7 protein-coding genes and 1 tRNA gene are annotated in these 6,708 nt (G+C 71.2%); 4 read left to right on the forward strand and 4 right to left on the reverse strand.

All coding sequences use genetic code 11. The features are described from left to right. Positions 1–27: 27 nt before the first annotated feature. The 3 genes from ACZ5D2_RS31020 to ACZ5D2_RS31030 form a co-directional block, all read right to left on the reverse strand. A complete protein-coding gene (locus tag ACZ5D2_RS31020; protein ID WP_331733331.1) occupies positions 28–723 on the reverse strand; it encodes a hypothetical protein in 696 nt (231 codons plus the stop codon). Between the two features lie 3 nt (positions 724–726). Further along, positions 727–1,833, reverse strand: coding sequence for an iron-containing redox enzyme family protein (locus ACZ5D2_RS31025; RefSeq protein ID WP_468933948.1), 1,107 nt, complete (start codon positions 1,831–1,833; stop codon positions 727–729). A 298-nt stretch (positions 1,834–2,131) separates the two neighbouring features. Next, positions 2,132–2,216, reverse strand: a tRNA-Arg gene (locus ACZ5D2_RS31030). A 158-nt stretch (positions 2,217–2,374) separates the two neighbouring features. On the opposite strand from ACZ5D2_RS31030, the gene ACZ5D2_RS31035 reads away from it, so the two are divergent. Then, positions 2,375–2,755 carry a cupin domain-containing protein gene (locus tag ACZ5D2_RS31035; RefSeq protein ID WP_030237785.1) on the forward strand — a complete coding sequence of 127 codons (381 nt, stop codon included), beginning with the start codon at positions 2,375–2,377 and terminating at the stop codon, positions 2,753–2,755. A 95-nt stretch (positions 2,756–2,850) separates the two neighbouring features. On the opposite strand, the gene ACZ5D2_RS31040 is transcribed toward ACZ5D2_RS31035, so the two are convergent. Then, positions 2,851–3,207, reverse strand: coding sequence for a nuclear transport factor 2 family protein (locus tag ACZ5D2_RS31040; protein ID WP_030237782.1), 357 nt, complete (start codon positions 3,205–3,207; stop codon positions 2,851–2,853). Between the two features lie 287 nt (positions 3,208–3,494). Here ACZ5D2_RS31040 and ACZ5D2_RS31045 point away from each other — a divergent pair, with 287 nt between their 5' ends. The 3 genes from ACZ5D2_RS31045 to ACZ5D2_RS31055 all read left to right on the forward strand — a co-directional run. Beyond that, complete coding sequence (locus ACZ5D2_RS31045; RefSeq protein WP_468933952.1) at positions 3,495–4,784, forward strand: pyridoxal phosphate-dependent decarboxylase family protein; 1,290 nt, start codon at positions 3,495–3,497, stop codon at positions 4,782–4,784. Between the two features lie 572 nt (positions 4,785–5,356). Next, complete coding sequence (locus tag ACZ5D2_RS31050) at positions 5,357–6,205, forward strand: methyltransferase domain-containing protein (protein ID WP_331733312.1); 849 nt, start codon at positions 5,357–5,359, stop codon at positions 6,203–6,205. After that, positions 6,202–6,708, forward strand: a 507-nt coding sequence (locus tag ACZ5D2_RS31055; RefSeq protein ID WP_468933955.1) for an IS5 family transposase, incomplete at its 3' end; no start/stop codon positions are given. The genes ACZ5D2_RS31050 and ACZ5D2_RS31055, both read left to right, overlap by 4 nt.

Raw genomic sequence — 6,708 nt, forward strand, 5'->3', positions numbered from 1 at the left:
CCGCGCGGTGGGAGGGGGCAGGGCCGGTCAGCGCAGGGCCGGGCGGGTGTGGACGAGGGTGCCGGAGGGGCCGCGGACCAGCATCGGGCGGACGCGGAGGGCCGAGGACGCCGGGCCGGCGGCCGGGGAGAGGTGGGCGGTCAGGAGGTCCTGGGTCACCGGGCCGCCGGGGCCGGCCACCAGTTCGTGCAGGTCGTCGGTGACGGTGCGCCGGTCGAGCAGCAGGCCCTGGCCGGGCCGCGGGGCCGCCTCCAGCAGGGGCGCCGAGGCACCGCCCGGACCGTAGAGGCGGGAGCGCAGGCTGCCCGCCCCCTGGCGGCCCAGGAGCGCGAGGAGGGTGAACGTGGCGTCCGCCGGGGGCGGTTCCGGTGGCTCCACCCGGACCGTCGTCCCCGCCGGGGCGACGGTCCGGATGCGGTGCAGCCCGATCAGCCAGTCGGCGTGGACGTCGAGCCACGGACCGCTGAGCGTGCGCCGCAGGAGGGAGCCGAGCCCCGCCGCCAGGCGCCGGTCCGCGAGGTCGCGTACCGGACCGCCCGGCGCGGGCGCCCCGGACGGCGGGACGTACTGGAAGAGCCAGTCGTCGTCCGCCGTCCAGGACATCCGCAGCCGCAGCGTGCGGTACGGGTGGTCGCGGAAGCCCGCCGTGACCGCCGCCGGGACCGGCGGCAGGACGACCGGCGCGAAGCCGTGCTCGCGCAGTCCGTGCGCACCCGTCGGCACGGCTCAGCCCGCGGCGACGGGCGTGCGCTCGGCGGCGGCCCGTGACGTGGCGGGCCGTGCCAGGTCCAGGCGCTCGTCGAGGTGCCGGGCGGAGGAGTTGGCCCGCCACAGGGCGCCCCGGGCGATGCCGCGGCGCATGTACGCGGTGTCGGCGCTCGGGATGACCACGTTGTGGAACCAGCCCGCCGCGTGCTGCGAGTCGATGGTGATGTGCAGCCGGTGGTAGGTGATGCCGACCTCGGGCAGGCCCAGGCGCTCCCAGGCCCGGACGACGTTGCGGAACCGGTCGGGGGCCAGCCACTCGGTCATGCCGAGGAAGCCGACCGCCTCCGGGTAGAGGTGGCGGTACCGGCACAGCAGCACCGCGAGGTTGCCGGAGTGCAGGTCGGTGGTGGTCATGGCGGCTTCGAGGTCCTCGGCGCGGACGTCGAACACCTCGTAGATCTTGTTGAAGAGGTGGGTGTGCACGGCCTCGGGATCGCCGTTGCCCATCTCGTCCCAGTAGTTCCCGGCGATCTCCAGCTTGCTGGCGCCGGCCGTGCCGATCTGCATCATCGCGAGGAAGTCGTCGAAGCGGCCGTCGATCAGCGACTCCTGGATGACGTAGGTGCGCAGGTCCTCGCGCTGCGCCTCGCGGTTGATGAAGTCCGTGTAGTAGGGGTGCTTGAAGGCCCGGTGGGTGCGGATCAGTCCCTTGAGCCAGGACAGGAACTGCTTGGGCTCGGTGGGCGCCGACTCCAGGAGGCCGGGCTCCAGGTGGGCGTCCTCGGCGGCCAGGGTGGCGTTCTCCAGCATCCGGGTGACCTCGTGCAGCAGCACCGAGCCCTCGGCCGTCGGCTGGTCCGGTATCTGCATCACCGTCTGGTAGATGCGCGACAGCAGGAGCTGCTGGTGGTAGTGGGCGTCGGCCCGGTCGGGGCCGGTGACGGCGGCGGAGTTCATCTCGCTCACCGCCTCGACGACGCGCGGGCGCTCGCCCAGGAACTTGGCGTCGATCTCGTCGGCGTCCACGGTCAGCCAGGAGGAGACCTCCTCCACGAGCGCGGCGGCGTCGGTCCTGCGGATCGTGGGCACGGTGTGGTTGTCGGTGCTGGGCAACTGCGTCTCCATGTCTCTCGGGGTCGCTCGGAAAACGACGCCTGTTCGGGTCGCGCCGGAGATGGGGAAGTGGATGCGGATCCGTCGACGGGACCCGCGTGCGGAAGGGCCCGGGGCGGGTGGGCTGCCGGCGGGCGGGATGCCGGCCGGCCGCGCCCGCTCCGCGCGTCGCGCGTCGCGGGTCCGGGGACGAAGGGAGGCGCTCGCGGGGCCCCGCGCACCGCTGCGGGTGGGTGCGGGGCCCCTCATGCCAAAGACACGCGCACCCCTGGTACCGGATCGGGATGCGCGTGCCTGGGATGAGCACCAGCGGAGAGGGCAGGATTCGAACCTGCGTGGGCAGAGCCCGTCCGGCGAGATTCCGGACCCCATTCGGCCGCTTTGGGAACCTCTCCTCGGCCTTTCTGTGACATCAGCTTGGCACGGGACGGCTGACACCGTGCTGATGGATATCTGAGAAGGAAATACGGGCACCGGTCAGGGGGCCATCAGTGCTGACTGGGATAGTCGAAGGCGATCGAGCCACTACGAATCTGGTACCAGGGGAGTTCCCGTGAGCGCCGAGACCGCCAAGATTGCCGTATCGCGTCTGTACGCCGACGAGAACGGGGAATCGCATTTCATCGACGAGACGCTGGAGGTGACGGCGGTGAATTTCGCCCCGCCCGCGCCCTCGCTGTTCGTCTCCGAGGGCGTGCCGGCCAAGCAGGCCGTCTACCTCTACATCCCGGCCGGGTGGTTCGGCGACTTCCACCCGGCGCCGCGCCGCCAGATCATGACCCTGGTCAGCGGTCGGATGGAGTGCGGTGTCAGCGACGGGACCTGGCGCACCTTCGTACCCGGCAACACCCAGCTGGTCGAGGACACGCACGGCAAGGGCCACGCCACCAAGGCCCTGGAGGACTGCGTGATGATCGTCTCCCAGCTCGGCTGAGGCCGGCACCGGAGGGGAAACGCGAGCGAAAGCGCGAAAGCGCGAAAGGAGGGGGGACGGGCCGCATGCGGCCCGTCCCCCCTCCTTTTCGGGGATCAGCCCTTGACGTAGCCGAAGCTCTCGACGATCAGTCCGCCTTCGAGGCGGGTCACGTTCACGCCCCGCACGAAGTCCTGCGGACCGCCGCCCCAGCGCAGCGTCCAGCGGCACACCGCGCGCTCGCCGGCCGTCCAGACCTCCTCCACCTCGAAGGTCATTCCCTCGTTGCCCGCGATGGCGCTCCAGAACTGCAGACATTCGTCGTACCCGACGTGCTTGGAGCCGTCGGGAGCCGGGCCGGAGTTCTCCAGCCGGCAGTTCTCGGCGAGGAGGTCTTTCAGCAGGCTGGGGTCGTGCTGCTGGAATGCCTGGTTGAACTGGTCGATAACCTTGCGTGTCTGCTCGTCGGACATCGGTACTCCTCATGTCTCATGGCTCGGCACGGGCGGCCCGCCGGTCGGACCGGGCCACAGGAGAAAGTAATACAGTCCAACGGCCCGTGAAGTCCACGGAGTCCGGGTAACCGGTTGTTCCGGCCATATTCGTCAGTCGTACGTCAGTGCCCGCGCCCTAGGTTAGTACTATGACCACAGCAGACAGTGCGCCTCTCGCATTGGCCTATCAGCAGGCCACCGAATATCTGGCGGGTCTCGCCGATCGGCCGGTCGGTGCCACTGCCGGTTCCGAACAATTGCTGAAAATGTTGGGTGGCCCGCTGCCCGCCGGGCCGGGTGCGGCGACCGACACCATCGAACTCATCGGCCGGGCCGTCGCCGAGGGCGGCATCCCCACCGCCAACGGCCCCCGCTACTTCGGCTACGTCACCGGCGGCACCTTGCCCGTGGCCATCGCCACCGACTGGCTCGTCGCCGCCTACGACCAGACCGCCAGTCTCTACAACCTCTCGCCGGCCATCGCCGTGGCCGAGGACGTCGCCGCGCAGTGGGTCCTGGAACTCCTGGGTCTGCCCGCGCACGCCTCCGTCGGCTTCCCCACCGGCTGCACCATGGCCCACCTGACCTCGCTGGCCGCCGCCCGCCACAAACTCCTCGCCGAGGCCGGCTGGGACGTGGAGCGCGAGGGCCTGGGCGGCGCGCCCGACGTGGCCATCGTCGCCGGCGCCCAGCACCACATGACCATCGACCTGGCCGCCCGCTACCTCGGCTTCGGCACCGCCCGCATCCGCAACGTGCCGGTCGACGACAAGGGCCGCATGATCCCCGCCGAACTGGAGCGCACCCTGGCCGCCCTGGACGGGCCGGTCATCGTCTGCGCGCAGATCGGCGACGTCAACTCCGGTGCCATCGACCCCGTCGGTGAGGTCTGCGACATCGCGCACCGGTACGGGGCCTGGGTGCACGTCGACGGTGCCTTCGGCCTCTGGGCCGCCGCCAGCCCGCGGCTGCGCCCCCTCGTCGAGGGCGTGGAGCGGGCCGACTCCTGGGCGCTGGACGCCCACAAGTGGCTCAACGTCCCCTACGACTGCGGGATCGTGGTCATCGCCCACCCCGAGGCGCACCGGGCCGCCATGCTCAACGAACGGGCCGGGTACCTCCCGCCCGGCACCGACGGCGAACGCGACGCCATCGAGTGGGTCCCCGACTTCTCCCGGCGCGCCCGCAGCCTGCCGGTCTGGGCCGCGCTGCGCTCCCTGGGCCGCTCCGGGGTCGCGGACCTCGTCGAACGCTGCTGCGCGCACGTACGGCGCTTCGAGGGGCACCTGGCCGGCGTCGAGGGGGTGGAACTCCTCAACGACGTCGTCCTGAACCAGCTGCTGGTCCGCTTCGGCGACGACGACCAGGTCACCCGGAACGTGATCGCGCGGATCCAGGAGAGCGGCGTCTGCTGGTTCGGCGGCACGGTGTGGGAGGGCCGGGCCGCGATGCGGATCTCGGTCGTCAACTGGCGTACGACGGAGGAGGACGTGGACCGCAGCGCGGGCGTCATCCGCGAAGCCCTTGCCGAGGAACTCGCCGCCGCCTCCTCCTGACCCCCCTGGTCACCCCCCACCCGGGCCGGGCCCCGCCATCGCGGGCCCGGCCCGGCCGTTTGTCCGGTCCGGTCCGGTCCGGTCCGGTCCGGTCCGGTACGGTACGCCGCTGCGCGGGGCTGTTCCCCTCCCCGCCCTTCCACCGTTCCCGCCTCGGTCGCCGGCGCGGCTCACTGCATGGCGCTCCGCGCCCGCGCCTCAAACGCCGGCGGGGCTGGATTGCCCTGCGGGCAATCCAGCCCCGCCGGGGCACACGGCTGCGGCCCGGCGGAGAGGTCCCGGCGGGCCGCAGCCGATTGCGTGGGGGACTAGGCCGTGTCTCCCAACCTTTGGGCACGGAGGCATGAAGGGCTTCGGCGTGCTCGTAGACTTATGAGGTGGCATTCATGAGCACCCCGCACTGCTGCTTCCTGTGATCGGAAGGCGCTGAGGGCGATGCCGGACGGCGTCGCCCTCCTTGTTGTGCCTGCTGCGTGAATCACGTCCCGATGCTGCCCGTTCCTTCCTGAGGCAGTGACGCTCTGATCGCGCAGGCACGATCCCTCCCCTTCCCCCCTCGCCAGGAGTGCCTCGTGCCCGTGTCGTTTCCCCCTGCCCTCGATCTGTCCCTCGACCTGCTGCGCTGCCCGACGTGCCGTACGGGCTGCCTGCACCCCGACCACGGTGCACTGCGTTGCCCGGTGGGCCATACCTTCGACATCGCCCGCCACGGCTATGCCAGCCTGCTGACGGGCACCCGCGCCACCAGCGGTGACGACGCAGACATGGTCCAGGCCCGGGGCCGGTTCCTGTCCACCGGCGCCTACGCGCCCATCCGCGAAGTCGGGGCCCGCCTGGCGGCCGACGCCGTGTCTGAGCAGGGCACGGTGGTGGACATGGGGTGCGGCACGGGCTACTACCTGGCCGGCCTACTCGACCAGATGCCCGGCGCCCGTGGCCTGGGGCTGGACACATCGGTGCGCGCACTGCGCTTGGCAGCCCGCGCTCACGATCGGGCCGCCGCGGTGGCCTGGGACGTCTTCCGTCCCTTCCCATTGGCCGACGGGGCGGCCGATGTCGTGCTGGACGCGTTCGCCCCGCGCAACCCGGCCGAATTCCACCGCGTACTGCGCCCGACCGGCCGGCTGATCGTGATCCGACCCACCGGGCGGCACTTGGCCGAGCTTCGTGGCCAGGTGCCTGCGATGGTCGCGATCGACCCGGCCAAGGAACAGCGCCTGCACCAAGCGCTCGACCCCTTCTTCGAGGCCGTCGTCACCGAACAGGTGGAGTACTCAGCGTCCTTGACCAGGCTGGATGTCCTGGACTTGGTTGCGATGACGCCGAGTGCACGCCACGTGAGCCCTGCAGACCTGAACGGCGGCGTCCTGCCCGATCAGGTCACTGTTTCCGTGCTGGCGACCGCCTACCAGCCTCGGTGACTACGAGCGGGCGCATGCGCCTGCTGACCGACGAGCAATGGGCACGCCTGGCGCCCTGCCTTCCCCGCAGCGCGGGGAAGGCAGGGCGTCCGTTCGCCGACCACCGTCGCATCATCGAAGGGATCATCTACCGGTACCGCACGGGCGTCCCATGCAGAGACCTGCCCCGCGAAGCATTCGGTCCCTGGCAGACGGTGTGGAAGCGCCATCGCAGGTGGGCAGCCGACGGCACCTGGGACACGATTCTGGCCCAGGTGACCGCTCAGGCGGACTCGATCAACGGGATCGACTGGACAGTCTCGGTCGACTCGACAATCAACCGGGCCCACCAGCACGCCACGAACACTGCTCGGCCGGAGAAGGACACCAGCGCTGCCACTTGCCGGAGCAAGAGCGAAACCCCTGCCAGTCGAAGTCAGCACGCCGGGCCTGCTGGAAGTCCGTGGCGTCGGCCCGGACAGCGCCGCTGCCCTGCTCATCTCGGCCGGCGACAACCCCGAGCG

Source organism: Streptomyces sp. NPDC031479 (assembly GCF_055581065.1).